Source organism: Actinoplanes sp. M2I2 (assembly GCF_023544445.1).
In the GTDB taxonomy this organism is placed as follows: domain Bacteria; phylum Actinomycetota; class Actinomycetes; order Mycobacteriales; family Micromonosporaceae; genus Actinoplanes.
The window spans coordinates 215035-239827 of the sequence record NZ_JALPVJ010000007.1 but is presented as its reverse complement, the minus strand read 5'-3'; the positions used below and the strand labels follow the sequence as shown (position 1 = coordinate 239827).

General features: G+C 72.3%; 26 protein-coding genes. 19 read left to right on the top strand and 7 right to left on the bottom strand.

The features are described 5' to 3' along the window. Nucleotides 1–357: a hypothetical protein gene (locus HJC40_RS15595; RefSeq protein WP_250001801.1), complete on the top strand. Its 357-nt coding sequence runs from the start codon at nucleotides 1–3 to the stop codon at nucleotides 355–357. Nucleotides 358–396: 39 nt separating this feature from the next. Here the strand turns inward: HJC40_RS15595 and HJC40_RS15590 are convergent, their stop codons facing one another. Continuing rightward, a complete protein-coding gene (locus HJC40_RS15590; RefSeq protein ID WP_250001800.1) occupies nucleotides 397–900 on the bottom strand; it encodes a hypothetical protein in 504 nt (167 codons plus the stop codon). 107 nt (nucleotides 901–1007) lie between these two features. Between HJC40_RS15590 and HJC40_RS15585 the strand changes: the two genes are divergently transcribed. Beyond that, the gene (locus tag HJC40_RS15585) at nucleotides 1008–2102 is read left to right on the top strand and encodes a D-alanine--D-alanine ligase family protein (RefSeq protein ID WP_250001799.1); all 1095 of its coding nucleotides are present in this window, start codon (nucleotides 1008–1010) and stop codon (nucleotides 2100–2102) included. On the opposite strand, the gene HJC40_RS15580 is transcribed toward HJC40_RS15585, so the two are convergent. Both HJC40_RS15580 and HJC40_RS15575 read right to left on the bottom strand, forming a co-directional pair. Then, nucleotides 2103–2741 carry a DUF3515 family protein gene (locus HJC40_RS15580; RefSeq protein WP_250001798.1) on the bottom strand — a complete coding sequence of 213 codons (639 nt, stop codon included), beginning with the start codon at nucleotides 2739–2741 and terminating at the stop codon, nucleotides 2103–2105. It lies immediately after the preceding gene. 2 nt (nucleotides 2742–2743) lie between these two features. Further along, complete coding sequence (locus tag HJC40_RS15575; protein ID WP_250001797.1) at nucleotides 2744–2977, bottom strand: Lrp/AsnC ligand binding domain-containing protein; 234 nt, start codon at nucleotides 2975–2977, stop codon at nucleotides 2744–2746. Nucleotides 2978–3074: 97 nt separating this feature from the next. Between HJC40_RS15575 and HJC40_RS15570 the strand changes: the two genes are divergently transcribed. Together HJC40_RS15570 and HJC40_RS15565 are read left to right on the top strand one after the other, a co-directional pair. Continuing rightward, nucleotides 3075–4013 (top strand): thiamine-phosphate kinase, encoded by a 939-nt coding sequence (locus HJC40_RS15570; RefSeq protein ID WP_250001796.1) that lies wholly within the window; start codon nucleotides 3075–3077, stop codon nucleotides 4011–4013. A 15-nt stretch (nucleotides 4014–4028) separates the two neighbouring features. Next, the gene (locus tag HJC40_RS15565) at nucleotides 4029–4487 is read left to right on the top strand and encodes a GNAT family N-acetyltransferase (protein WP_250001795.1); all 459 of its coding nucleotides are present in this window, start codon (nucleotides 4029–4031) and stop codon (nucleotides 4485–4487) included. A 61-nt stretch (nucleotides 4488–4548) separates the two neighbouring features. Here HJC40_RS15565 and rpmB read toward each other — a convergent pair whose 3' ends face one another. Further along, nucleotides 4549–4740: a 50S ribosomal protein L28 gene (gene rpmB / locus HJC40_RS15560; protein ID WP_026207002.1), complete on the bottom strand. Its 192-nt coding sequence runs from the start codon at nucleotides 4738–4740 to the stop codon at nucleotides 4549–4551. A gap of 204 nt (nucleotides 4741–4944) precedes the next feature. Here rpmB and HJC40_RS15555 point away from each other — a divergent pair, with 204 nt between their 5' ends. The 13 genes from HJC40_RS15555 (at nucleotide 4945) to mutM (ending at nucleotide 16719) form a co-directional block, all read left to right on the top strand. Further along, nucleotides 4945–6792, top strand: coding sequence for a DAK2 domain-containing protein (locus HJC40_RS15555; RefSeq protein ID WP_250001794.1), 1848 nt, complete (start codon nucleotides 4945–4947; stop codon nucleotides 6790–6792). Further along, complete coding sequence (gene recG, locus HJC40_RS15550) at nucleotides 6789–8996, top strand: ATP-dependent DNA helicase RecG (RefSeq protein ID WP_250001793.1); 2208 nt, start codon at nucleotides 6789–6791, stop codon at nucleotides 8994–8996. The genes HJC40_RS15555 and recG overlap by 4 nt, the downstream gene beginning before the upstream one ends. Nucleotides 8997–9002: 6 nt before the next feature. Next, nucleotides 9003–9344: a DUF952 domain-containing protein gene (locus HJC40_RS15545; RefSeq protein WP_250001792.1), complete on the top strand. Its 342-nt coding sequence runs from the start codon at nucleotides 9003–9005 to the stop codon at nucleotides 9342–9344. 438 nt (nucleotides 9345–9782) lie between these two features. Next, nucleotides 9783–10169 (top strand): hypothetical protein, encoded by a 387-nt coding sequence (locus HJC40_RS15540; RefSeq protein WP_250001791.1) that lies wholly within the window; start codon nucleotides 9783–9785, stop codon nucleotides 10167–10169. A 124-nt stretch (nucleotides 10170–10293) separates the two neighbouring features. Next, nucleotides 10294–10857, top strand: a complete 564-nt coding sequence (gene rsmD / locus HJC40_RS15535; RefSeq protein ID WP_250001790.1) for a 16S rRNA (guanine(966)-N(2))-methyltransferase RsmD — start codon at nucleotides 10294–10296, stop codon at nucleotides 10855–10857. Further along, complete coding sequence (coaD, locus tag HJC40_RS15530; RefSeq protein ID WP_133874798.1) at nucleotides 10854–11333, top strand: pantetheine-phosphate adenylyltransferase; 480 nt, start codon at nucleotides 10854–10856, stop codon at nucleotides 11331–11333. The genes rsmD and coaD overlap by 4 nt, the downstream gene beginning before the upstream one ends. 155 nt (nucleotides 11334–11488) lie before the next feature. Then, complete coding sequence (locus tag HJC40_RS15525; protein ID WP_250001789.1) at nucleotides 11489–11986, top strand: hypothetical protein; 498 nt, start codon at nucleotides 11489–11491, stop codon at nucleotides 11984–11986. Nucleotides 11987–12093: 107 nt separating this feature from the next. Further along, nucleotides 12094–12690, top strand: coding sequence for a DUF177 domain-containing protein (locus HJC40_RS15520; RefSeq protein WP_250001788.1), 597 nt, complete (start codon nucleotides 12094–12096; stop codon nucleotides 12688–12690). Between the two features lie 5 nt (nucleotides 12691–12695). Next, nucleotides 12696–12869, top strand: coding sequence for a 50S ribosomal protein L32 (gene rpmF / locus HJC40_RS15515; RefSeq protein ID WP_097318372.1), 174 nt, complete (start codon nucleotides 12696–12698; stop codon nucleotides 12867–12869). Between the two features lie 81 nt (nucleotides 12870–12950). Continuing rightward, a complete protein-coding gene (locus tag HJC40_RS15510; protein WP_250001787.1) occupies nucleotides 12951–13889 on the top strand; it encodes a phosphate acyltransferase PlsX in 939 nt (312 codons plus the stop codon). Next, nucleotides 13882–14676 carry a ribonuclease III gene (gene rnc / locus HJC40_RS15505; protein WP_250001786.1) on the top strand — a complete coding sequence of 265 codons (795 nt, stop codon included), beginning with the start codon at nucleotides 13882–13884 and terminating at the stop codon, nucleotides 14674–14676. The genes HJC40_RS15510 and rnc overlap by 8 nt, the downstream gene beginning before the upstream one ends. Nucleotides 14677–14684: 8 nt before the next feature. Next, on the top strand, nucleotides 14685–15848 hold the full coding sequence (locus HJC40_RS15500) for a hypothetical protein (protein WP_250001785.1): 1164 nt from the start codon (nucleotides 14685–14687) through the stop codon (nucleotides 15846–15848). A 16-nt stretch (nucleotides 15849–15864) separates the two neighbouring features. Then, the gene (gene mutM, locus HJC40_RS15495; protein WP_250001784.1) at nucleotides 15865–16719 is read left to right on the top strand and encodes a bifunctional DNA-formamidopyrimidine glycosylase/DNA-(apurinic or apyrimidinic site) lyase; all 855 of its coding nucleotides are present in this window, start codon (nucleotides 15865–15867) and stop codon (nucleotides 16717–16719) included. On the opposite strand, the gene HJC40_RS15490 is transcribed toward mutM, so the two are convergent. From HJC40_RS15490 to HJC40_RS15480, 3 genes are read right to left on the bottom strand one after another with little or no spacing between them, the layout of a single operon-like run. Continuing rightward, nucleotides 16673–17242, bottom strand: a complete 570-nt coding sequence (locus HJC40_RS15490; protein ID WP_250001783.1) for a spherulation-specific family 4 protein — start codon at nucleotides 17240–17242, stop codon at nucleotides 16673–16675. The genes mutM and HJC40_RS15490 overlap by 47 nt on opposite strands. After that, nucleotides 17239–18585: a hypothetical protein gene (locus tag HJC40_RS15485; RefSeq protein WP_250001782.1), complete on the bottom strand. Its 1347-nt coding sequence runs from the start codon at nucleotides 18583–18585 to the stop codon at nucleotides 17239–17241. The genes HJC40_RS15490 and HJC40_RS15485 overlap by 4 nt, the downstream gene beginning before the upstream one ends. Further along, nucleotides 18582–20126: a DUF3492 domain-containing protein gene (locus HJC40_RS15480; protein WP_250001781.1), complete on the bottom strand. Its 1545-nt coding sequence runs from the start codon at nucleotides 20124–20126 to the stop codon at nucleotides 18582–18584. Before HJC40_RS15480 ends, HJC40_RS15485 begins: the two co-directional genes overlap by 4 nt. Before the next feature lie 624 nt (nucleotides 20127–20750). Here HJC40_RS15480 and HJC40_RS15475 point away from each other — a divergent pair. Together HJC40_RS15475 and smc are read left to right on the top strand one after the other, a co-directional pair. Beyond that, nucleotides 20751–20945 (top strand): hypothetical protein, encoded by a 195-nt coding sequence (locus HJC40_RS15475; protein ID WP_127497323.1) that lies wholly within the window; start codon nucleotides 20751–20753, stop codon nucleotides 20943–20945. A gap of 262 nt (nucleotides 20946–21207) precedes the next feature. Then, a complete protein-coding gene (gene smc, locus HJC40_RS15470) occupies nucleotides 21208–24789 on the top strand; it encodes a chromosome segregation protein SMC (protein WP_250001780.1) in 3582 nt (1193 codons plus the stop codon). Nucleotides 24790–24793 lie beyond the last annotated feature (4 nt).

The following is a 24793-nucleotide window of genomic DNA, read 5'->3' as shown; positions in this document are numbered from 1 at the left end:
GTGAGTTGGGACAGCTTCTCCGGTGACCAGGTGGCGGCCATGACGCGGGGCGAGAGCTTCTTCGCCTCGCCCGGCGAGCGGGATTGCCCCGCTTGCGGCGCCCAGACCCTCCGGGCGTACGTCAACGCGCCGGAGAACGCCCGCCGGCCCACGCTGGTGAGCTACGTCTGGTGTTCGTCGTGCCGCAAGTTCGTCGGCACCCGGGCCAAGCACCCCGAGGGGCTGGTCTTCAGCGACCCGCTGGCCGCGCTCCCCGCCGGCGAGCGCCGGGAGCTGGAGCGCAGCCTGGTCGGCTTCCTGGACCACCTCGACCGGCTCTGGGACGAGGGCGCGCTGCCCCAGACCTTCGCCGCCTGAGGCGGAACGGGTCAGGCCGAGCCGGCCAGGCGGAACGAATCAGGCCGAGCCGGCCAGGCGGGACGGGTGGGTCGCCGCGAAGTCGTAGAGCCAGTCCTGGGTCACCGGCATCTCGGACCCGCCGGTGACCCGGCTCAGCGCCTCGCCCGGGGCGATGCCCAGCAGCACCAGCGTGGTGCAGGCCAGCAGGGTCGAACGCCCGATTCCGCCGAAGCACTGGGTCACGACGAACCGGCCCGACCGCACCTCGGTGGCCAGCTTGCCGGCCAGCGCGACGACCTGGACGGCCTCGTCGCGCGGGACTCCGCCGGCCGGCACCGGGAACGAGACGAACTCGACACCGTACGACGCGGCGACCGTGGCGGTGTCGCCGAAGCCGAGCCGATGCTGCTCGGACGCGGTCAGCGCCGAGACGATGACGTTCACCCCGGCGCGGGCGAACGCGCCGAAATGGTCGGCCGGCCAGGCGTCCGCGCGCGGGTGCGCGATGGTCGCGAGTTGCCCGGGCCCCGGCCCGGCGATCACGTGGAGTGCTGCTCTCATGAACTGCCCGTTCCCCTGTCCCGGCCCCGAGGCCGGGTGATCCCGCGAGTGGCTAACGCAGAGTAGGGTTCCCCCCGGCACGCCCGCTAGCGAGAGGCCCAAAGAAAGTGACGACCCCTCGGAAAACCCGCGTCGCGATCGTCTTCGGCGGTCGCAGCAGCGAGCACGCGATCTCGTGTGTGAGCGCCGGCAGCATCCTGCGCGCGCTCGACCCGGACCAGTACGAGGTGCTCCCGGTCGGCATCACTCGCGAGGGCCGCTGGGTGCTGGCCGCCGCCGACCCGTCCACCTTCGCCATCGCCGGCCGCACGCTGCCCGAGATCACTGCGGAGAGCGGCAGCGCCATCGTGCTCGCGGCCGACCCGACGGCCACCGAGCTGATCGTCCGCGAGCCCGTCGACGGCGTCTCGTCGCTCGCCGGGGTCGACGTGGTCTTCCCGGTGCTGCACGGCGCCTACGGCGAGGACGGCACGATCCAGGGCATGCTCGAGATGGCCGGCCTGCCCTACGTGGGCGCCAACGTCTTCGCCTCGGCCGCGGCCATGGACAAGGAATTCACCAAGAAGCTCGCGCTCGCCGAGGGCATCCCCGTGGGGCCGTACGCGGTGCTGCGCGCGGGCGTCTCGCTGAGCGAGGCCGACAAGGACCGCCTGGGCCTGCCCGTCTTCGTGAAGCCCGCGCGGGCCGGCTCGTCGCACGGCATCACCAAGGTGACCGACTGGGCCGACCTCGACACCGCGGTGGCCACCGCGCGCCGGATCGACCCCAAGGTGCTCGTCGAGGCCGCGATCGTCGGGCGCGAGATCGAGTGCGGTGTGCTCGAGGGTGAGGCCGGGGGCACCCCCGAGGCGTCGCTGCTCGCCGAGATCCACGTGGACGCGGCCGACTGGTACGACTTCGAGGCCAAATACCTGGACGGCGGCCGCTACGACATCCCGGCCGGCCTGCCCGACGAGGTGACCCGCCAGGTGCAGGAGTACGCCCGCCGCACCTTCACCGCGCTCGACTGCGCCGGGCTGGCCCGCGTCGACTTCTTCGTCACCGCCGACAACCAGGTCTACCTCAACGAGATCAACACGATGCCGGGCATGACGCCCACGTCGATGTTCCCGCTCATGTGGGCGGCCACGGGTCTCGAGTACCCCAAGGTGGTCGACCGCCTCATCCGCACGGCCCTGCGCCGCGGCTCAGGCCTGCACTAGCTAGCCCTTGCAGCCCGACGGGACACCGGCGGTCGTGGACTTCACGGTCTTGACCACCGGCTCGGAGAACTCGTTGGCCCACTGCCCGGTCTGCTCGTAGCTGCCCGGCACGCTCACCTGCACGGCGACCTCACGGTCCATCGTGGTGAACACGTCGGTGGCCGGGCCGTCGTCGGCCCACCAGCAGACGCCGTCCATCGCGAGCATCGTGGAGTCGAGCGGCACGCAGCCGTCGTGACCGCCGTCGATCCGCTCGCACATCGTGGGCTGGGTCACCCCGCAGGCGAGGGTGATCGGCGGCTCACCCCAGGCCGCGTTCTGCTCGGGGCCGGCGGTCACCTTGCGGCCGGTCAACCCGCGCAGCTCGGTCGGCAGCTGCGAGGTCACCGCCAGGCACACCTGGGTGGTGCGCGCGTCGAGCTTGGGCGCGGCCACCCGTACCGGAGTGGAAGGAACCGCAGCCGGCGCCGAGGCCGACGGGGCCGCCTCGGGTTCCCCGGCCCGCGGAACGACCTGCCAGGCCACGAAACCCACGAGAAGGGCCACCGGAACGGCGATCAGCGTGGCCCACAGGGCCGCGGTGCGCGTCGCCGGATCCGGTTTCTTCTCGTCCGCCGGGGGAGTCTCCACGTCGACCATGGTCAGAGGTTTACCACGGAGCAGGTGAGCGTCCGCATGATGCCGGGTACGTACTGGACTTTGCTCACAATGAGCCCGCCGAGCTCGTCGACGGTGTGCGCCTCGGCCAGAACGACCACGTCATAGGGGCCGGTGACAGCGTCGACGCGCACCACACCGGGAATTTTGCCGATCGCGGCGGCCACGTCATGGGCCTTTCCCACCTCGGTCTGGATCAGGATGTATGCCTGTACCACGCTCCGACTCCATTCCGCCTCCGCCGTAACCCGAACGTGAAACTACCGTAAGAATCCGTCCGACAGCGGGACGCATCAGGAACGAAAGGCCACACACGTGAGCATCGCCGAGGCCGGGGAGTTCGGGCTCATCGCCCGGGTGATCGCCCGGCTCGAGAACGGTCCGACGACATTGCTGGGTCCGGGTGACGACAGCGCGATCGTCGCCGCGCCCGACGGACGGATCGTGGCCTCCACCGACGTCCTGGTCGAGGGTCGTCATTTCCGCCGCGACTGGTCCTCCGGGGCTGACGTGGGCCACCGTGCGGCCGGTGCCAACCTGGCCGACATAGCAGCCATGGGGGCGACGCCGACGGCCCTGCTGGTCGGCCTGTGCGCACCCACCGACCTCGACGTGAGCTGGGCCGAGGACCTGGCCGACGGTCTCGCGGCCGAGGCCGGGCTGGTCGGCGCGAGCGTCGTGGGCGGCGACATGTCGTCGAGCCCGACGCTGACCATCGCGGTGACCGCCCTGGGTGACCTGGGCGGCCGGAAACCGGTGCTGCGCAGCGGCGCCGAGCCCGGGGACGTGATCGCCCTGGCCGGCCGGATCGGCCACGCGGCGGCCGGCTACACGGTGCTCTCGCGCGGTTTCCGGACGCCCAAGGCCCTGGTCGAGGCCTACCGCCGGCCCGCGGTCCCGTACGAGGCCGGTCCGGCCGCCTCGCGCGCGGGCGCGACAGCGATGATCGACGTCTCCGACGGGCTGCTGCAGGATCTCGGTCACATCGCCCGGGCCAGCGTGGTCGGGGTGGACGTCCGCACCGACGCGTTCGAGGTCTCCGACCAGATGCGCGACGCCGCGACCGCCCTGGGGGTCGACCCGTTCCAGTGGATCCTGGGCGGTGGCGACGATCACGCGCTGGTCGCGACGTTCCCGCCCGGCACCGGGCTTCCGGAGGGCTGGCAGGAGATCGGCGTGGTCCACGAGGGCACCGGCGTGACGGTCGACCGCAAACCGTGGAGCGGCCCGTTGGGCTGGGACCACTTCCGCTGATTACTCTTGCCTGTTGTGCAAGAAATCAAGTTCAGGCAGGCGGATTACACCGAGCCGGCCGTCCGGGCGTTGCTGGCCGACGTGGTCGCCGAGCTCTCCGAACGCTACGGCGGCTCCGGCGACGACACACCCATCGCCGACGACGACTTCGCCCCACCGAACGGCGCCTTCTTCGTCGCCGACGACGGCGAGCGGCTGGTGGCGTGCGCCGCTTGGCGCCGCCACCACGACGACGCCGAGCTGAAGCGGATGTACACCGCCCGGTCGGCGCGCGGCCGGGGCCTGGGCCGTCGCATGCTGGCGACCGTCGAGGAATCGGCCCGCGCCGCCGGTTGCCGCCGGGTGATCCTGGAGACCGGTGACCGGCAGCCCGAGGCTGTCGCCCTCTACGAGTCGGCCGGCTACGTGCGGATCGAGGACTTCGGTTACTACAAGGGGGAGGAGGGCGTGCTCTCGTACGGCAAGGCCCTCTGATCGGCCGTGGAAAGACAACTAGCCCCTCAGTCAGCGACTGAGGGGCTAGTTGAAAAGACGATCAGGCGCGGACGACCTTGCCGGCCTTGATGCACGAGGTGCAAACCTTGAGCTTCTTGGTCGTACCACCACCGGCGGGGGTGCGCACCGACTGGATGTTGGGATTCCAGCGGCGGTTGGTCCGCCGGTGCGAGTGGGACACGTTGTGGCCGAAGCCCGGTCCCTTGCCACAGACGTCGCACACGCTAGCCACGGGATAACTCCTGGGTCGAAACGAAACTGAAGGCGCCCAGCGAACACCGCCGCGCAGGCAACCCGGCAAGGTTACCCGATGCCGGCCCCGAACAGCCAATCGCCCCCGGAGGCCCCGCCGATCACCCTCGGAAGCACTGTGCCATCCGCACCGACGGGGGTTCGCTGCCGAGAAGTTGTCGGTCGTGGTCAGTACGATTTTCCCGTGCTCGAGACGCTGGACGCCGCAGCCGTCCGCCGCTGGTGCGGCGGCGGCCTGAGGGCGCTGCGGGCACATCAGCGCGAGATCGACGATCTGAACGTCTATCCCGTCCCCGACGGCGACACCGGCACCAACCTGGTGCTCACCCTCACGTCGGCGCAGGAGGCTCTCGACCTGCCCGAGCCCGATCCCGATCCCGGGGTCGCGAGCCCGGCGGCGCCCGAGGCGACCGCCCCGGCGAGTGCCCTGCGGCGCATGGCCAGGGGAGCCCTCCTCGGCGCGCGGGGCAACTCCGGTGTGATCGTCTCCCAGATCTTGCGCGGCATGGCCGACAGCGTCGCCGCCTCGGCCGCGGTCCGGGGCGCCGAGCTGGCCACGGCGCTGCGCTCGGCCTCCGAGGCCGCCTACGCCGCCGTCGCGCGTCCCGTCGAGGGCACGGTCCTCACCGTCGCCGCGGCCGCCGCCGACGCCGCGGCCCGTCTCAAGTCCGACGACCTGGTCGCCGTGGCCCGGGCCGCCGCCGGAGCCGCCGCCGAGGCGCTGGCCCGCACCCCGCAGCAACTTCCCGCCCTGGCCCGGGCCGGCGTCGTTGACGCCGGCGGCCGCGGCCTGGTCGTCCTCCTGGAGGCCCTGGTCGAGGCCCTGTCCCCGCCGACCGGCCGCGTCTTTTCCTCAGCCGGCAACTCCGACGTGCGCCCGCAGGCGAGGGACGATGACCCCCCACGGGGCACTTCGGCCGGTGGCGACCGCAGCCGACAGCTTGACGGTGGTCCGGCCGGCAAGGTGTCGCCCGGCGCGGGCCACTGGGGCTATGAGGTTCAATATCTGCTCGACGCCGAGGCGCCGCGGGTCGAACGGCTTCGCGCCGAACTGTCCGTCCTGGGCGACTCGCTGGTGGTCGTCGGCAGCGGCGACCCCGGCGTGGCGGTCTGGAACGTCCATCTGCACGTCCCCGCGGCCGCCATCGGGCCTGCGATCGAGGCCGGCGTCCGGGCCGGGCGGCCGCATGCCGTCACCGTCACCCCGCTCGACGACCATCAGCATGAGCACGAGTCCGGTCGGGCCGGGGCGGCCGGGGGCAGGGCCATCGAGGGGCCGTCGCCGACCGGCCAGGAGGAGACAGCCGCCCAAGAGCGCGCGGCCATCGTCGTGGCCGCCGGGGACGGGCTCACGGCCCTGTTCGAGGCCGAGGGCGCCATCGTGGTCGGCCACAACCCCTCCACCGGCGAGATGCTCGAGGCCATCCGCGCGTCCGGCGCCGGGTCCGTCGTGCTCCTGCCCAACGACGCCAACACCCAGGCCGTCGCCCTCTCGGCCGCCCGCGAAGCCGAGCGCCAGTTCCAGCATCACGCCGAGCGCCGATCCGACGACCCGGCCGAGCGCCGATCCGGACCGCCGGCCGGGACGGCGGGCCTCCGGGTCAGCGTCGTGCCCACCCGGTCCCCGGTGCAGGCGCTGGCCGCTCTCGCCGTACGGAATCCCCGGCGTCCCTTCGCCGACGACGTCATCGCCATGGCCGAGGCGGCCGGCGCCTGCCGGTACGGCGAGGTCTGCACCGCCCGGCGCGACGCCCTCACGGTCGCCGGGCCCTGTCGCGCCGGGGACCTCCTCGGGCTCGTCGACGGCGAGGTGCACGTCATCGGCGACGACCTGACCGAGGTCAGCACCCGTCTGCTCGACCGCATGCTCGGCGGCGGCGGTGAGCTGGCCACCCTCATCCTCGGGGCCGACGCCCCGGACGCCCTCGACGGCGTCCTGCGCGGGCACGTCGCCCGCGTCTGGCCGTTCGTCGACCTGCACTGCTACGCGGGCGGGCAGCCCCGTTACCACCTGCTGGTTGGAGTGGAATGAGCGAGACCCAGACCAAGGCCACCCGGGCGACGACCGGCACTCCCCTTGACGAGGTGCTCAAGAAGAACGAGGCCAAGGCGCTCGCCACCCACCTCGACCTGCACACCGCGGGCGACCTGATCTACCACTTCCCGCGCCGCTACGACGAGCGCGGGGAGGAGACGGCCATCCACGGCCTGCAGATCGGCGAGCAGGTCACCGTGCTGGCCCAGGTCCAGTCGGTGGCGGTCAAGCCGATGCGCCAGCGCCGCGGCAACATCCTCGAGGTGACCATCGGCGACGACTCCGGCGCCACGCTCACCTGCATGTTCTTCGGTCAGGCGTGGCGCGAGCGCGAGCTCAAGCGCGGCCGCTGGGGCCTGTTCGCCGGCAAGGTCAGCGACTTCCGCGGCAAACGTCAGCTCGTCAGCCCGGCCTATCAGCTGCTCAGCGTCGATGCCACGCAGGACGAGGCGGCCGAGGAGATCGAGGAGTTCGCCGGCGCCCTGATCCCGGTCTACCCGGCGTCGCAGGCCGTGCCCACCTGGGTCATCGCCCGGTGTGTGCGCACGCTCCTGGAGACGTTCGAGCCGCCCGCCGACCCGCTGCCGGCCACCGTGCGGGCCAAGCGCAACCTGGTCGGCATCGGCACCGCCCTGCGCGAGATCCACCGTCCGAGCTCCAAAGAGGCCCTGTTCTCGGCGAAGTACCGCCTCAAGTGGGACGAGGCCTTCGCCGTCCAGCTCACGCTCGTCCAGCGCCGGGCCCGGGCCGCCGCCGCGCCGGGACGCGCCCGCCCGCGCGTCGACGGCGGCATCCTGGCCAAGTTCGACGCGAGCCTTCCGTACGAGTTGACCGAGGGCCAGGCGACGGTGGGCGAGGAGATCGCCGCCGACCTGGCTCGGCCGCACCCCATGCACCGGCTGTTGCAGGGCGAGGTCGGCTCGGGCAAGACGCTCGTCTCGGTGCGCGCGATGCTCCAGGTCGTCGACTCCGGCGGTCAGGCCGCCCTGCTCGCCCCGACCGAGGTGCTCGCCACCCAGCACTACCGCAGCATCAGCGCCCAGCTGGGCGCCCTGGGCCGGGCCGGCGAGATCGACGGCGACCCGGCCGGCACCCAGCTCACCCTGGTCACCGGTTCGCTCGGCGCCGCCGCCCGCCGGGCCGCCCTGGCCAAGGTCGCCGACGGCACCGCGGGCATCGTCATCGGCACACACGCTCTGCTCTACGAGGGAGTCGACTTCCACGACCTGGGTCTGGTGGTTGTCGACGAGCAGCACCGGTTCGGCGTCGAGCAGCGCGACGCCCTGCGGGCCAAGGCCGCCACCCCGCCGCACGTGCTGGTCATGACGGCCACGCCGATCCCGCGCACGGTCGCCATGACCGTCTACGGCGATCTGGAGACGTCGGTGCTCTCCCAGCTCCCGCGCGGCCGCTCACCCATCGCGTCCCACGTCGTGCCGCCCGAGAAGCCGGCCTTCCTCGACCGGGCCTGGCGCCGCGTGCGCGAGGAGGTCCAGGCCGGCCACCAGGCGTACGTGGTCTGCCCGCGGATCGGCACGGCCGAGGGCGACGAGGAGGAGCCACCGGGCGACAACGAGCCGGCCCGCCGCCCGCCGCTGGCCGTTCTCGAGGTCGCGCCGATCCTCGAGGAGGGCCCGCTGCACGGCCTGCGCATCGGCATCCTGCACGGCAAGCTGCCAGCCGACGAGAAGGACGCCGTGATGCGCCGGTTCGCCGCCGGTGACCTCGACGTGCTGGTGGCCACCACCGTCATCGAGGTCGGCGTCGACGTGCCCAACTCCACTGTCATGGTCATCATGGACGCCGACCGCTTCGGCGTCTCCCAGCTCCACCAGCTGCGCGGCCGGGTCGGCCGGGGCGCCGCGGCGGGCATCTGCCTGCTGGTCACCGAGTCGGTCGAGGGCACCGCGGCGCGCGAACGGCTGGCCGCCGTCGCGTCCACCACCGACGGTTTCAAGCTCAGCGAGATCGACCTCGAGCAGCGCCGTGAGGGCGATGTGCTCGGCGCCTCCCAGTCCGGCAAGCACTCCCACCTGCGCCTGCTGTCGCTGATCACCGACGCCAAGCTGATCACCGAGTCCCGCGCCGAGGCCGCCGAGCTGGTCGGCGACGATCCCGACCTGACGAAATACCCCGCGCTGGCCGCCTCGGTGGCCGCACTGGTCGACGAGGAGCGAGCCGAATACCTGGAGAAGGGCTGACCACCGATGATTCTGCACATCGTTCCGCGCGCAGCGTGGGAGGCGGCGGGGGCGCGAGGCGTCTATGAGGGCGACACCCTGGCCACCCAGGGCTTCATCCACTGCTCCACCGAACATCAGGTACACGTGCCCGCCACCGCCCTGTTCCGCGGCCGCGACGACCTTCTCCTGCTGGTGATCGACGAATCCCGGCTGCCGGTCGCGATCACCTGGGAACAGGGTGATCCACCCGCGGCGGACGGCAGCCCGTTCCCCCATCTGTACGCCCCGCTGCCGCTCGGCGCGGTGGTCGCGGTGCACGATTACCGCCCCGAGCCGGACGGCTCCTTCCAGCCGCCGCCCCTGTAAAGGCACACGAGAAAGGCGCGCCGGCCGGAGCCGACGCGCCTTTCTCGTGCCCTCGCTGTTGTCGATGCCGAAGACCAGCGAGTCACAGGTGACGTCGTAGCCGATCTCGGTCTTTCCCTCGACCGGCGTGCACTCCGCGGGCTTCTGCCACTTGCCCTCGAGGAGCGGCTTGTCGCCCGACTTCTCGGTGACGACGACCTTGGCCGCCTGCTCGGCGGGGATGTCGACCGTGGCGGGCTTGTCGCCGGCCTTGACCGTGACCTTCTTCTCGAAGCCGCCCGAGCCCTCGACGACGAATTCGGCGTCGGTCTTGGCATCCTCGCCGTTGGTCAGGGTGACCGTCACGCCGTCACAGGAGGAGGCGAGAGAGGCTTCCGGCTTCGCGGTCGGGGTCTCCGGCTGGGAGCACGTGCCGCGGAACTTGACGAAGCCCTTGCGGTGCTCGTACTCGGTCCACTCGTCGCTCCACTTGACCTGGACCTCGAGCTTGGCGACCTTGCTGTCGCCCGGAACCCGCTGCACGCCCTTGAGCGGCTCGTTGCTCGTGTGCGGGAAGGCCGGGTCGGCGTCGTCCGGGGTGTGGACGATGCCCTCGACCGGCGCCGGGGACGCCTCGACGAGGAGGAAGCGGTACTTCTCGGCACCGGGCTGGTTGCCGTTGTCGGTGGTCACTTCCCAGTCGACGACCCACTCGCCGGTGGCCGTGTCGCACCACGGGGCGCCCTTGACGTCGCTGCCGTGAGCGCTGGCGGGGGAAGCGAAGAACGCAACACCGGCGAAGCCGATGAGCCGTTCCTGTTGGTGCTGATCCGTGATTTACGCTGACTTAGCGGAATTGGACCGGCGCCCAGAGTGGTCGGCCGCTGCGGAATTGTTCACTCGCTCGTCGCTGTGGGTAAGTGGTGAAGTAGCTTCGACTCGTGTTCACCGCAGAACCGCGTGAGGGCCCATGACCAGGATCATCGCGGGCGCGCATGGCGGCCGGCGACTGTCGGCTCCGGCCGGTGCGCTGACCCGGCCCACATCGGACCGTGTCCGTGAGGCGTTCTTCAGCGCCCTCGATTCGATGATCGACCTGACCGACGTCCGGTTCGCGGATCTTTACGCCGGTTCCGGGGCGATCGGGCTCGAGGCTCTCTCCCGGGGCGCCGCCCATGCCCTGCTGGTCGAGGCCGACGCCCGTGCGGCCCGGGTGATCCGTGACAACATCGTCACGCTGCGCCTCGGCAACGCCGCCCGGCTGATCACCGGCAAGGTCGCCCAGGTCGTCGCCGGGCCGCCCGACGGGGGCACCTACGACGTCGTGTTCGCCGATCCGCCGTACGCGGTGACCGACCGCGACCTCATCGACGTGCAGCAATCCCTGATCGACTTCGGCTGGCTGACCCCCGGCGCCGTCGTCGTCCTCGAGCGGGCCACCCGCGGTGGCGCGGTGACCTGGGTGGACGGCATCACTGCCGACCGCAGCCGGCGCTACGGGGAGACCACACTTTGGTACGGTCGCCGATCATGAGACGAGCGGTGTGTCCCGGCTCCTTCGACCCGGTCACCAACGGCCACCTCGACATCGTCGGCCGGGCCAGCCGGCTGTTCGACGAGGTGATCATCGGCGTGCTGATCAACCAGTCGAAGACGGGCCTCTTCACGATCGAGGAGCGGATCGAGATGCTCGGCGAGGCCACCGCCTCGTACGAGAACGTCCGGGTCGCCTCGTTCCACGGGCTGCTCGTCGACTTCTGCCGGTCCCAGGGGGCGGCCGTAGTGATCAAGGGTCTGCGCGCGGTCAGCGACTTCGACTACGAGTTGCAGATGGCGCAGATGAACATCGGGCTCTCCGGAGTGGAAACGCTCTTCATGCCGACCAACCCGCTCTACTCTTTCCTCTCATCGAGCCTCGTCAAGGACGTGGTGAAGTGGGGCGGGGACGCTTCGGCGTACGTGCCCGACTTCGTCGGCGAGCGCCTGGTCACCCGCCTCAAGCAGAATTGAGGTCCGCCGCCGCGCCGCGGCGTGACCGGCGCGCCCGACGCGGCTGTGCCGGTGACGCAGTAACGTGATCGCACGACGCAGCGTGGGGCAGAAGACGCCTTCGGTCCGGTTCAAGGTGGGCGGACGGGGCGGTTGGATGGAGGAGTGAGGCACCGGTGGATCCGCTCGACCGCATCGACGAGATCATCGAGCTCGTGCAGGAAGCGCGCTCCGTGCCCATGTCGCGGACCAATTTCATGTACGACCGGGGCGAGATGATCGAGCGTCTCGACGATCTGCGCGCCGAGCTCCCGTCCGAGCTGCGCAAGGCGGCCGCCGTGCTCGAGGAGCGCGACCGGATCATCGAGGCCGGCCGTCGTGAGGCCGACCGGATCATCAGCGAGGGTGAGACCGAACACTCCCGGCTGGTCTCGGTCAACGAGATCACCGTGTCGGCCGAGCACGAGGGCGCCCGTATCGTGGCCGAGGCCCGCACCGAAGCCCAGCGCCTGCGGGAGGAGGTCGACGACTACGTCGACACCGCCCTGGCCAACTTCGAGCAGTTCCTGACCCGGGCGCTGGCGTCGATAGAGCGTGGCCGGGACAAGATGCACGCGCTCCGCGAGATCGGAACCTTCCAGGGGGAAGACAGCGAGCGTCCTCTGCCGTTCTAACTAAGCCCGGCTCGTGACGAGTCCGGGCGCACACGACCCGGATTCGACGGTACGGCGGCAGCTCAGGTAACCTTTTCTGTCGGCCTACCCATGGCTGAGGAAGAACGATGCCCAAGTCACCACAGTCACACCTGGACCCCAGGCAGCCACTCGTCGTCGACACGACGAAACTCCCACGGCAGCCTGGTGCGACGCGTGCCCTGAAAAGGGTGATCCCGGCACCGGAGGACCTCGGCCTGGAGCTGGTCTCGGTCCCCGTGGGGTCGGACGTCGAGCTCGACATGACGCTCACGTCGGTCTCCGAAGGGGTCTATGTCAGCGGCAACGCCCGCGGCTCGCTCACCGGCGAGTGCGGTCGCTGCCTCAACGAGATCAACGAGTCCTTCGACGTCAAGATCGCGGAGTTGTTCGCGTACGCGGACAGCACCACCGAGGAGACGACGGACGAGGACGAGGTGGGCCGGATGCAGGGCGACCTGTTCGACCTGGAGCCGGCGTTGCGGGACGCGGTAGTGCTGACGCTGCCGACCAACCCGCTGTGCCGGCCGGATTGTCCCGGCCTGTGCCCCGAGTGCGGGGTGCACTTCGACGACCTTCCGGCGGATCACAGCCACGAGGTCGTCGACGCCCGCTGGGCCGCTTTGCGCACCATTTCGACTGAGCCGTCCAAGACGGCTTCGCCGCAGCAAGATTCTGAGGAGTAGGTACCGTGGCCGTCCCCAAGCGCAAGATGTCGCGCAGTAACACCCGGTCCCGCCGGGCGAACTGGAAGGCGACCGCGGTCCAGACCGTGGCTTGCCCCCAGTGCAAGTCGCCGCACCTGCCGCACACTGCGTGCGGGGTCTGCGGCACCTACAACGGCCGTCAGGTCCTCGAGGTCTGAGCCGCGCTCACTGTGACTCGCCCTGTCGGGCGGGTCGCGCCTGAGCACCCGCGACCGAGCGGTGCCCGGGCTCCCGGACAGGTGACTGTCGGGGACCCGGGCATCGCGCGGATCGCCGTCGACCTCCTCGGCGGGGACCACGCTCCCGCCGTCGTGGTTGACGGCGCTCTGCTCGCCTGTCAGGCCGACCCGGCCCTCCATCTGTTGCTCGTCGGCCCGCTCGAAGCTGCCGACGAGCTTCGTGCTGCCCTCCCCTTGGCCGATCGGGGCAGGATCAGCACGCTGGCGATCGCTCCCGGCGATCGCGTGGAGAGCTGGGTCGAGTCCGGGGTGCGCTCCGCCGTGCTGGCGGTCGCGCAGGGCGACGCGGACGCCGTTCTCTCCGCCGGCAACACCGGCGCCACCGTGACCTCGGCCGCGCTCGGGCTGGGCCGTCGTCCCGGCGTACGCCGTCCACCGCTCGCGGCCGTGCTGCCCACGACGGCCGGCCGGCTGGTGCTGCTCGACGTGGGCTCCTCGGTCGACCCCGACGAGGACACCGTCGCCATGCACGCCCGGCTGGGCTCCGCGTACGCCTCGGTGGTCCACGGGATCGCCGAGCCGCGCGTCGGGTTGCTGACCATCGGCACCGAGCGCGGCAAGGGCGACCGTCTCCGCCGCGCCCTTCCACCCCTGCTCGCCGACCTCGACCTGCCCGGCGGGGGGCGTTACATCGGCCTGGTCGAGGGCAACGACGTGGTCACCGGCGCGGTCGCCGATGTGGTCGTGACCGACGGTTTCACCGGGAACGTGCTGCTCAAGGGGCTCGAGACGGCGTACGCCGAACTCGGCCCGCCGCAGGGCTCCCTGCCCCGCGCCGCCGTGCTGCTCGGTGTCGAGGGCCTCGTGGTGGTCTGCCACGGCGCCGCCTCGGCCGCGGAGCTCGCCGCCGGCATCGCCTTCGCCGCCCAGCTTCATCGCCAAGCCGCGGTCGCGGCGATGGCCGAGATCCACACACAACGAGGTGTCCCCCATGAATGACAAGCGCCGCCGGCCGCCGACCCTGCCGCTGGAGGAGGCCTTCGGCGTTCCGCTCGAGCCCGAGCTGCTCGAGCGGGCCCTCACCCACCGCTCGTACGCGTACGAGAACGGTGGCCTGCCGACCAACGAGCGCCTCGAGTTCCTGGGCGACTCGGTGCTCGGCGTCGTGATCACCTCGGCGCTCTTCCACAACCACCCGGACCTGCCCGAGGGTCAGCTGGCCAAGCTGCGGGCCAGCGTGGTCAACATGCACGCGCTGGCCGACGTGGCCCGCGACCTCGGCGAGTACGGGTTGGGCCGGCACCTGCTGCTCGGCAAGGGCGAGGAGACGACCGGCGGGCGCGACAAGGCGAGCATCCTGGCCGACACGCTCGAGGCGCTGCTCGGCGCGATCTATCTCGAGCACGGCCTGGACGTGGCCGCCGACGTGATCCACCGGCTGTTCGACCCGCTGATGGCCGAATCGGCCGGGCGCGGCGCCGCGCTCGACTGGAAGACCAGCCTCCAGGAGCTGACCGCGGCGCTCGGCCTCGGCGTGCCCGACTACGTGATCGAGGACTCCGGTCCCGACCACGCCAAGACGTTCACCGCCTGGGTGGTCGTGGCCGGCGAGCGCTACGGCGGCTCCGAGGGACGCAGCAAGAAGCAGGCCGAGCAGCGGGCCGCCGCGGCCGCGTGGCGCATCCTCACCGAGCGCACCAGCGAACCCGACGGCAGCCTGCTCGACAAGAGCCGGGCCCCCGAGGCCGAGCCCGAGACCGGCGAGCGGGCCAAGGGCGACGAGTGAGCCGGTCGGTGACCGACGACCGGGCCGAGGAGGCGGAACGGCCCCGGCTCTGGGACCTGGCCGGCGCCTGGCGGGGCATCGGGATCGCGGTGGGCATCTTCGCGCTCACCCGCGTCGGCCAGCTGATCATGCTGGCCTGGCTGGACGCCGCCTCCGACAGCCCGACCGGTATTCGCCAACGACTGCTGATCTGGGACGCCGGGTGGTTCCTGCGGGTCGCCGTCGACGGCTATCCGCACGGCTACACGTACGAGGGCGGCCAGCTCCAGGGCAACGAGCTGGCCTTCTTCCCGGTCTATCCGATGCTGATCCGGCTCGTGGCGGCGCTCGGCATCGCCGCGCCGACGGCCGCGCTCGTGGTCGCCTGGCTGGCCTCGGTCGGCGCCGCGGTGGCGCTGCACCTGCTCGGCACGTCGCTCTACGGCAAGCGGACCGGGTGGGCGCTGGTCGCGATCTGCTGCAGCGCCCCGGTCGCCGTGGTGTTCTCCATGGCGTACTCGGAGGGGATCTTCCTGGCCCTGGTGGCCGGGATGCTGGTCGCTGCCCATCGCCGCGTGTGGTGGGCGGCCGGGCTGCTCGGGCTGCTGACCGCGCTGACCCGCCCGACCGGCGCCGCCGCGGCCGTGGCTCTGGCCGTGGCCGCGCTGCTGGCCGTCCGGGAGTCCCGCGCGAAGGCCTGGCAGCCGATCGGGGCCGCGGCCGTGGCGCTCGCCGGGGTCCCGCTGTTCCTGACCTGGGTGGGCTGGCGGGTCGGCGACCCCGCGGCGTGGTTCCGTATCCAGGCCGCCGGCTGGGGCACCGCCTTCGACTTCGGGTCCAGCACGGTGTCGTTCGTGACGTCGACGCTGAGCACCGGCGACGGCTGGGTGCCGGTCAGCGTGGCCCTGATCCTGCTCGCCGCCCTGGCCGCCGCCGGTGTCGCGCTGGCCCAGCGACCCTGGCCGCCGCTGGCCGTCTACGGGGTCATCGCCATGGTGCTCGTCTACGGCCAGGCCGGTTTCTACCACTCGAAGCCCCGGCTGCTGGTCCCCGTACTGTTGACCCTGCTGCCCGCCGCGGTGGCCGCCGCCCGGGCCCGGCCGCGGGTCGCCGTGGTATCGATCGTGGCCTGGGCATTGTTCGGCCTGTGGTACGGCGCCTATCTTGTCGCCGTCTGGCCCTACACCCTGTGAGTCCTGAGGAGAAGCAGTGCCTGAGCTGCCCGAGGTCGAGACCGTGCGGCAAGGGCTGGCCAAGTGGGTGGCCGGCCGGACGATCAGGACCGTCGAGGTGCACCACCCCCGGGCCATCCGCCGGCACCTGACCGGTGACGCCCACTTCATCGCCCTGCTGACCGGGCGCACCATCGCCGACGTGTCCCGCCGCGGCAAGTACCTCTGGTTCCCGCTCGACTCGGGCGACGCGATCATCGGGCACCTGGGCATGAGCGGCCAGTTGCTGATGCAGCCGGCCGAGGCCGAGGACGAGAAACACCTCCGCATCCGGTTCACGTTCACCGACGGCGGCCCCGAGCTGCGCTTCGTCGACCAGCGCACGTTCGGCGGACTGTCCGTTTCGGAGGGCGGCGCCGAGCTGCCCGACGAGATCGCGCACATCGCCCGGGACCCGATGGACCCGCTCTTCGACGACGAGGCGTTCGTCGCCAGGCTGCGCGGCAAGCACACCGAGGTCAAGCGGGCCCTGCTCGACCAGACGCTGATTTCGGGCGTGGGCAACATCTACGCCGACGAGGCGCTGTGGCGGGCCCAGCTCCACGGCGCCCGGCCGACAGATCAATTGACCCGGCCGGCCGTACGCCGTCTGCTCGCCCACGTCCGCGACGTGCTCGGCGAGGCGATCGTCGCCGGCGGGACGAGCTTCGACGAGCTGTATGTCAACGTGAACGGGGAGAGCGGCTACTTCGACCGCTCGCTCAACGCGTACGGCCGGGAAGGTCAGCCGTGCCACCGTTGCGGCACACCGATGCGCCGGGAGCAGTTCATGAACCGCTCCTCGTTCAGCTGTCCGCGTTGCCAGCCCCGCCCGCGAGCGATTCTGCGCTGACGTTCGGGCCGGCGTCGGTGGCCAGCCCGAACCCCGCCCCGCGCCGGCCCATCAGGCGGCGGGCGGCGGTGAGCAGGGCGGTCGGCACGCCGTGCACGAGGTGGCCGTCCCCGGGACGCGAGCCGTCGCCGTCCCAGTTCTGATAGGCCGACCACGGACCCTCGAACGTGCAGATCCGCACGCCCAGGTCGCGGTAGAGCGGATGGGTCGGCACGCCCGGGTTGAGCACGATGCGGTGCAGCCCGCGGCGGGCGGCCAGGCGCACGGTCAGCGCGACCGGCCCGACCCCGCCCGAGCCGGCCGGCGCCCGGTCGAGGAACAGCCCCTCGGCGCCGTCGGCCCGCCAGGCGTCCACGTCGGCCAGCACGTCGGCCAGCGAGCGGCTGCCCCAGTCCAGGTCGATGCGCCCCAGCGACTGGTGCAGGGAGCGTCGTTCGCCGGGCACGTCGCGGACGATCCAGGTGTCGGCGTCCAGCGGCAGTCCGGGCGACGGGTGGGCGTACGGGGGGAACAGGGTCTTCACAGTGTTCTCCGGGGGTCGTCGGCGGTCGGTGCGGGCTGGGCGGTCAGGGCGACGAGGAGCAGGCCGGCCAGGTGGGTGGCGGCGAGCACGGCGACAGCGTCCGGCAGAGGACCGGACGAGGGCAGGGGCAGGAACGGCAGAGCCACGGTGACCAGCGGGGGAGCGGCGGCCAGGGTCGCGGCGACGCCGATCCGGGAGCGCGCCGCCAGCAGGTAGGTGATGGCGAAGACCCCACCCAGCAGCGTGCCGCCGGCCAGCCCGAGCACCGCGGCCGCGGTCCGGGCCCCCGGCAGCTGGTAGGCCGCCAGCGTCAGCGCGACGCCCGCGGCGAACGGGGGCAGCAGGCCGGCCAGCGTGATCAGCGTGACGCTGCGGACGTGCTTGCGGTAGTCGGCGCCGTTCTCGGCCGTGTCCAGCCCGGCCTCGACCTGGCCGGTGTGCCAGCCGATCAGCGCCTCCAGAATGGGCACGGCGAGCAGCAGCGGCAGCCAGAACGGCGCGGTCGAGCCGGACGGGCCGGCCTGCCAGACCAGCGCCACGCAGACCGCCTGGGACGCTCCGATCACCAGATAGCCGCCGGCCCGGCGCAGCTCCGCGGCCGTGAGCCGGGGCCGGCGTCCGCGCGGAAGGACGACCGGCTGGAACGCCCGGACGAGGGCCACCACGATGGCCGCCGGCAGCAGCGTGCCGACCTGCGCCGTCCGGCCGATCAGCGGCTCGGCCAGCGCCGACGCGGCCAGCAGCCAGCACGGCAGGCTCCACACCGCGACGGCCGCCTCGGCCCGCGTCACCAGGGCGGCGGTGACCGTGGCGAGCGTGCCGAGCCCACCCAGGCCGATGATCAGCGCCAGCCCGCGGTCCGGCCCGACCACGGTGGGCGGGGCGATCCACACCAGCGCGCACCACAGGGCGGCCGCGCCCGCGAAGCCGGCGCCGACCCGGCGCGCGGCGGTGGCCGGCCCGGCCCGCCGGGCCGCCGAGACGCCGGTGCTCGTCAACGCCTGGGCCGCCGACCAGCCGAGCAGCAGGGTGACCATCGGGACGGGCCAGGCGACCTGGGAGAGGGGGTCGGCCGCGGCCACGGCGACGCTGAGCGGACCCAGGTACAGGGCGCAGCGCAGCAGGGCGGCCCGCAGGTAGGAGCGCCGGGCCGGCGCCCGGTGCGACCGCACCTCCTCCGGAGCGGGCTCGACCACGGCGACGGGCGGCTCTTCGACCCGTACCGGAGCGGGCCGGACCAGCGCCGGTCGCCCCGCGGCGGATGGCGGGCTGTGCCTCGGAACGGTGGAGACGCGACGACGCGTACGCCGGGCCGTGCGCGTCCGTCCGGGCGTGATCGTCATCCGTCCTGCCTTTCCCTGACCAGCCAGCGCAGCGTGACCGGCGGTTCGCACCGGGGAGCCGGCACGGCCAGCGCCAGCTCGAACGACGACGGTGGGGGCGGCGCCGTGAGATCGGTGTAGAGCCCGCCGTAGACGCGGACCACCCGGTCGTTGGTGTAGTGCGTGAGCGCGCGCCGGCGGGCGGCCTCGCCCAGGGCCCGGCGGCGGTTCGGCGCTCGCAGCAGCCCGACCACGGCGATCGCGAGCTCGGCCGGGTCGCCCGGCTGCACCAGGACCCCGGCGTCCCCGAGCGTCTCGGCGGCCGGGCCCACGTCCACCCCGACCACCGCGCGGCCCGACATCATGGCCTCGACCAGCCGGTACGGGGGATCGGCGGGCCCCGGCACATGCGCCACCACGTGGCCCGACGTGTACCGGTCGCGCGGATCGGCGGGCAGCGGGTGCAGGCGTACGGTCCGACCCAGCCCGGTGCGTTCGATCAGCTCGGCGCAGTAGTCCTCGTGCGCCGCCGTCACCCCGACCAGGTGCAGCACCGTGCCCGGCACAGCCGCCACGACCTGCTCGAACGCGGCCAGCAGAGGGGCCAGGCCGCTGTCCGGACCGCCGCTGCCGGCCCAGACCACCGCCGGGTCCGACTCGCTCTCGGGGGCGCCCGGATACTCCGACGGGTCGACGCCGGCCGGCACCTGGACGAGCTTGGCCGCCTGCGCGCCGTGCCGCAGCGCCCAGCTGTGGTGATAGGCGCTGAGCGGCGCGATCAGCCCGGCCTCGGCGTAACCGGCGCGGGCGACCGAGCCGCGGAACCGGCGCAGCACCGTGCGTACGGCCGGCGACAGCCGTTCCTCGTGCGGTTTGTGCCGGGCCACGGGCGCGCGGGCCTCGGTCAGCAGCAGCGGCACGCCGTGGCGCCAGCGCCCGGCCAGCGCGGTGAGCAGCGGCGTGGTGCCGCCGACGCAGTGCACGAGGTCCGACTCGGGGACGTCGACCGTGAGCGCACCGAGCGCGTGCCGCAGCAGGGTGGCCGCGGTGCGGGCGTCGCGCATGCTCAGCCGGGGCAGCGGCAGATCGCCCTCGCGGACCTGACCCGTACGCCAGGCCTCGACGAGCGCGTCGGCCAGCGGAAGCGCGGGCAGGGCAGTGGGGTGCTCGGCGACCCGCCGGAGCCCCTGCGCGAAGGTCCGCTCGTCCTCGGGCTCGCCGACCAGCCCACGGCAGAGCAGCGCGGCGACGGCCTGGCCGAGCTCGGTCTCGCTGCGGCGGCGCTCGTTGCGCTCCCGGCGGTTCTCGGAGCGGCTCTCGGACCGCTCGGTCTTGATCGCCGCTCGGCCCACGGCGACGGCCCGGGCCGAGCCGACGTTCAGCGGCAGCGGGTAGGCCGGGGCGGTCGGCGGTTCCCGGTCGGTCACGGTCAGCAACTCGAAGCGGAACCGGCGCAGTCCTTCGACGAGGGTGCGGCACCATCCGCTCAGGGCGTCCCGACGGTACGGGTACCCGCCACCGGTCAGCATGCAGATGCGCTCGCGCGGCGGGGTCGGATTCACGATGGGGGCAACGAAACAGGGTGCCGAAGGCGAGGGAGCCTGTCGGGTAGGCGACACAATTACGCAACATTTACCCGATTTGCCGCCCTGTTTGTCCGTTATGCGGTTTTCTGAGCGCGGTGGTTGGTCGGCTCTGGTGGGCGTACCTGTGGACAAGTCGGTGTGGATCTTGTGGGGGCGATAGCGTTCGCCACCACCTCCCCCTCCCCAGGGGGTGGGCGGCCGCGGCGCGGCGACGGGCTCGCGGACATGCCAACTTCAGTGCCGCATTCTGATCCTCATCGCCGCCCGGTGGCCGGCGGGGCCCGGTGTCAAGAGGGTGTTCGGCCTGCTGGCGGCATTCCGGGTGGCATGATTCACTGCTTCGCCACGACGGGACGCCTCCGCAGCGCTTGACGGAAACTGGGTATCGGCGGACTATGGAGGAGTCGCCAGTCGCGCCCACTCGTGCCCGGTTCCAGTCGGGTTCGAGGGATCTGCACCTTAAGAATGCTTCCGAGGGTGCATGATTCTGTGCTCAAGCGTGCCCTTGAGTGCAGTCTGCGGTGCATGCTGAGCGCGCGTTGATCGGCCTCTCCGACAACGCTATCCACAAGAAGAAGCAGTGCTTCTCAAGGAGTCACCATGGCGAAGGCCCTCTTCGGCCACGTAGGTGCAGCGCCCGATCGGCGTCTGCTCGACGAGGTCACCCGTCTGCGTTCCAGGGTGCAGGCCCTGGAGTTCGAGGTCACCCGCCTCCGGGCGGAAAACGATCGTCTTGCGGCGGCTGCTGCCGAGGCAGACGATTTCGCGCGGCTGACCGAGCCCGCACTGACCTGAGCTCCACCGGCCGCCGCGGCTGCGTCACCCACGCTGTTCCGCTGACGGGCAGGGCGGCCATCGCAATCCCCCTCGCACCAAAGACGCACCCCGAAATCGCGCGCCTCCACTTCGTGGCGGCGCGCATCTTTTTGCCGCCGGATCTCGGCGCCAAAGATCTTTTTGTCCGGTTTCTGCGGGACGCGGAGCGGCGGTTACCGCTGGTGACGCATGCCGGGGGTAGTCTGCGCCGAAGCAGAAGACGACCGACATTCGGAGATCCGTGCACCTCAAGAGCCTGACGGTCAAGGGCTTCAAGTCCTTCGCCTCCGCTACGACGCTGCGGCTGGAGCCGGGCATCACCTGCGTGGTGGGCCCAAACGGCTCCGGCAAGTCGAACGTCGTCGACGCCATCGCCTGGGTTCTCGGCGAGCAGGGCGCCAAGGCCCTGCGCGGCGGCAAGATGGAGGACGTCATCTTCGCCGGCACGTCCGGCCGCGCGCCGCTGGGCCGGGCCGAGGTGACGCTCACGATCGACAACAACGACGGCGCCCTGCCGATCGAGTACACCGAGGTGTCGATCACCCGCCGCATGTTCCGCGACGGCGCCAGCGAGTACGAGATCAACGGGAACGCCTGCCGGCTGCTCGACATCCAGGAGCTGCTGAGCGACTCCGGCATCGGCCGGGAGATGCACATCATCGTCGGGCAGGGCCGGCTCGACGCGATGCTGCACGCCAAGCCCGAGGACCGCCGCGCCTTCATCGAGGAGGCCGCCGGCGTCCTCAAGCACCGCAAGCGGAAAGAGAAGGCGATCCGCAAGCTGGACGCCATGCAGGTGAACCTCAACCGGCTCACCGACCTCACCGCCGAGCTGCGACGCCAGCTCAAGCCGCTGGGCAAGCAGGCCGAGGTGGCCCGTCGGGCGGCCGGCATCCAGGCCGACCTGCGCGACGCCCGGCTGCGGCTGCTTGCCGACGACCTGCACACGCTGCGCACCACGCTGGACAAGGAGATCGCCGACGAGTCGGCGATGCGGGACCGCCGGGGCCAGGTCGAGGACGAGAACCGTGAGGTGCAGCGGCACCTGGCCGACCTCGAGCTCGCGCACGCCGAGGATGCGCCGCTGCTGCAGGCCGCCCAGGACACCTGGTACAAGCTGTCCGCTCTGCAGGAGCGTTTCCGCTCGACCGAGCAGCTCGCCTCCGAGCGGCTGCGGCACCTGGCCGCCACCCCGGACGAGGAGCGGCCCGGCCGCGACCCCGACCAGCTGGTGGCCGAGGCCGAGCGGGTGCGCGAGCAGGAGGAGGAGCTGCGCGAGGCGCTCACCGACGACCAGATGCGCCTGGCCGAGGCGATCGAGCACCGGCAGGAGCTGGAGCGCGAGCTGGCCGCGGCCGAGGGCGCCCTGCGGACGGCGGCCAAGGCGATCGCCGACCGGCGCGAGGGTCTGGCCAAGCTCACCGGCAACGTGAACGCGGCCCGCGCCCGCACCGAGGGCGCGACCGACGAGATCGAACGCCTGGCCGCCGCGCACACCGACGCGATGATGCGCGCCGAGGCCGCGCAGGCCGAGGTCGACGCCGTCGCGGCCGAGTCGTCCGAGGCCGACCGCGACAACGTCGAGCTCGACGAGCGGCACGCCGAGGCGGTCGCCGAGCACGACCGGGCCGCCGCGGTCGTCAAGGACCTGTCGGACGCCGAACGGACGGCGGAGAAGGACGCGGCCAGCTGGAAGGCCCGCGAGGAAGCGCTCGCGCTGGGCCTCAAGCGCAAGGACGGGGCCGGGGCGCTGCTGGCCAAGGCGGGCGAGGTGCCCGGCCTGCTGGGCAGCCTGGCCTCCATCCTCACCGTCCAGCCGGGACACGAGTCGGCGCTCGCCGCGGCGCTGGGCTCGCTGGCCGACGCGGTCGCGCTGTCCGGCGTGGACGAGGCCGTCGAGGCCATGCGGACGCTGAAGATCGCCGACGCCGGGCGGGCCGCGCTGGTCGTCGCGTCACCGGCCGCCCCCGGCATGCAGGGGTCGCTCGACGCGTTGCGCCCCGCTCTGCCCGAGGGGGCGGTGTGGGCGCCCGACGTGATCGGCTGTCCCGACACTCTTCGCCCGGCGCTCAACCGGGCGCTGCGCGATGTCGCCCTCGTGCCCGATCACGCGGCCGCCGTGGCGCTGGTCGGCTCGAACGCGGAGCTGCGGGCCGTCACCCCCGACGGGGACGTGCTCGGGGCGTACGCCGCCGCCGGTGGCTCGGGCAAGGCCACGAGCTATCTCGAGGTGCAGGCCGCGGTCGACGAGGCCAAGGCCCGCCGGACAGCTTCCGAGACGTCGATCGGCGAGCTCAAGGAGCAGCTGGCCGCGGCCCGCGCCGAAGTGGCCCGGCACAAGGAGGCCGTGAACGTCGCGGCCGCCGCCAAGCGGGCCGCCGAGGGTGAGCGCAACGCGGCCGCCCGCCGGCTCGCCGAGCTGGGCGCGGCCGCCCGGTCGGCCAAGGCCGAGACCGAGCGGCTGGGCGCCGCGCGGCAGAAGGCCGAGTCGGCCCGGGAGGCCGACCTGATGCGCGTGGCCGAGCTCGAGGAGCGGCTGCGCCTGGCCGAGGCCACCCCGATCGACGAGGAACCCTCCACCGAGGAGCGGGACCGGCTCGCCGCACTCGTGCCCCAGGCCCGGCAGAACGAGATGGAGGTCCGGCTGGCGGTGCGCACCGCCGAGGAGCGGGTCGCCTCGATCGCCGGCCGGGCCGATTCGCTGCTGCGCCAGGCCAACGCCGAGCGCCAGGCCCGCGAGCGGGCCGCCGCCCGTCGTGCCGCGCGGGCCCGGGGCGCCGAGATCGCCCGCGCGGTCGCGCTGGGCGCGGCCTCCGCGCTGGCCCGCGTCCGGGTGTCGCTGGCCGGGGCCGTGGAGGTCCGCGACGAGCTGGCCCAGGCCCGGACGCTGCGCGAGGCCGAGCTGCAGGAGGTGCGGGCCGGCGCCAAGCGCCTGGTCGCCGAGCTCGAACGGCTCACCAGCGAGGTGCACCGGGACGAGGTGGCCCGGGCCGAGCAGCGGATGCGCATCGAGCAACTCGAGGCCAAGGCAGCCGAGGACTTCTCGCTCGACGTCGACACGCTGATCGTCGAGTACGGTCCCGAGCAGCCCGTGCCGCCGACCCAGGCCGAGGTGGCCCTGGCCGAGAAGGACGGCAAGCCGGTTCCCGAGCCGGTGGCGTTCCACCGCCCGACCCAGGAGAAGCGGGCCAACAAGGCCGAGCGCGACCTGGCCCTGCTGGGCAAGGTCAACCCGCTCGCCCTGGAGGAGTTCGCCGCGCTGGAGGAGCGTTTCAAGTTCCTCTCCGACCAGCTCGAGGACCTCAAGGCCACGCGCAAGGACCTGCTGACCGTGGTCCGGGACGTGGACGACCGGATCCTGGAGGTCTTCGCGTCCGCGTTCGAGGACACGGCGCGCGAGTTCGAGACTGTGTTCCAGGTGCTCTTCCCGGGTGGCGAGGGCCGGCTGGTGCTCACCGACCCGGAGGACATGCTGGCCACCGGCGTCGAGGTCGAGGCCCGCCCGCCGGGCAAGAAGATCAAGCGGCTGTCGCTGCTCTCCGGTGGCGAGCGGTCGCTGACCGCGGTGGCGATGCTCTGCGCCATCTTCCGCGCCCGGCCCTCGCCCTTCTACATCATGGACGAGGTCGAGGCCGCCCTCGACGACGTCAACCTCGGGCGGTTGATTACGCTGTTCGAACAGTTGCGCGAAAAGAGCCAGCTGTTGATCATCACGCACCAGAAGCGCACGATGGAGGTCGCCGACGCCCTGTACGGCGTCACGATGCGCGCCGGTGTGACCCAGGTGATCAGCCAGCGTTTGAAGCACGAATCGGAGGACTGACCGG